The sequence below is a fragment of the Roseateles saccharophilus genome (assembly GCF_004342485.1).
GTDB lineage: Bacteria > Pseudomonadota > Gammaproteobacteria > Burkholderiales > Burkholderiaceae_C > Pelomonas > Pelomonas saccharophila.
In genome coordinates this window covers 1-1369 of record NZ_SMBU01000098.1, presented here as the reverse complement: position 1 = coordinate 1369, position 1369 = coordinate 1, and the positions used below count along the sequence as shown (strand labels likewise).

The window sequence follows — 1369 nt, the reverse complement described above, 5'->3', positions numbered from 1 at the left end:
TGCGAGTCCCGTCCAATTCTTCGCGAGACAGCAGCCTTGACTCAACCTCGAATAGCTTGGGATCGCGAGCCGAAATCTACGCGGGACGTAACACCCGGCACTTCAACCGTGCCAAAGCAACGCTCTCTGAGCAGATGGCGGCATCTCGCCGGCGGCCCTTGGATCGGGAACTCCTTGCCACTCCAATGCTCGATGTCTTGAGCGAAGCTGTTGGGCTAAGAAGACGAAGCAGCCCTGACAGTTCACCGTGAGCGCAAGTGGGGGCCTGGGCGCCTGCGGGCACCTCCAGCCGCGCCCGACTGCGGGACCGGTGCCTCACCCCAAAAGAACCGCGGACAGGAAAACTGTGGAGCTGTCGGCTTTCTGAATGCTGAAGGAGTTCGGCACGTCCTTTGTCCCGAGACTGCAGGATGGTCCGCGCACCCGGGCCGGTGGTCGTGTTGGTCGTTCGCGCCATCAAGCAATGAAAATATTGCGATTGCTGTTAATATAATTTCCGTAGAAAGCAAATGGCAGCAAGGAAGAGCGATGCAAGCCAGTCCTGTGATGGAAGTTGATCGCACCCATGTGCTTGGCAAGGCCACGCAACGTGCCGCCGAAGCCCTGGGTTTGAACGGCCGCGAGTTGGCACAGGCCGTAGGGTTCAGTGAGCCGACCGTGTCACGCATCCTGAAAGGCGAGCGTGGCATTGATCCCGCCTCCAAGGAGGGCCAACTCAGCCTCATGCTTGTGCGCGTGTTTCGTTCGCTCGACGCCCTGGTAGGCGGCGACGCTGCAAAGCGCAAAACCTGGATGACGTCGCACAACACAGCTCTGAACGGCGTACCGGCTATGCTCATTGCCACGGCTGAGGGGCTGGGTCGCACGCTGGCCTACGTTGACGGCATGCGCGCGCCCATCTGATGGCAACCCCTCCGGTCCAGGCGCCATTCGCATGGGAAGCCGCCTGGTTCCGGGGATGCGCACCGGCAGAGATGGCTGCCTGGCGCGGGGTGGAGAGCCAGTCGCAGACTGCCACCTGGCGGCTGGTCGACTCGAGCGCCGAACACGAAGCGTTGGAGGAGATGCTGGAGGTCTCGAAGCCCCCGCTGCCTGAAGGCTGCGAGGGGCTTCACTACCTGCTGTTCACGCCGTTTCGGTACACATCACCCTATGCGTCGCGGTTTCGGCGTCCGAACGAGGCCGGCATCTGGTACGGCGCGGCTTCGGTGGAAACGGTATGCGCCGAACTGGCCTATTGGCGCCATCGCTTCATCGTTGATTCGGCTGGCCTGGCTGTTACGTCCCGCGTAGATTTCGGCTCGCGATCCCAAGCTATTCGAGGTTGAGTCAAGGCTGCTGTCTCGCGAAGAATTGGACGGGACTCGCA

The 1369-nt window shown here is 61.7% G+C and carries 2 protein-coding genes; both read left to right on the top strand.

The window, feature by feature from the left end:
• The first annotated feature begins 528 nt into the window (after positions 1-528).
• On the top strand, positions 529-903 hold the full coding sequence (locus EV671_RS26545) for an antitoxin Xre/MbcA/ParS toxin-binding domain-containing protein (protein ID WP_243655901.1): 375 nt from the start codon (positions 529-531) through the stop codon (positions 901-903).
• 71 nt (positions 904-974) lie between these two features.
• Positions 975-1328: an RES family NAD+ phosphorylase gene (locus EV671_RS26540; protein ID WP_132576897.1), complete on the top strand. Its 354-nt coding sequence runs from the start codon at positions 975-977 to the stop codon at positions 1326-1328.
• Positions 1329-1369 lie beyond the last annotated feature (41 nt).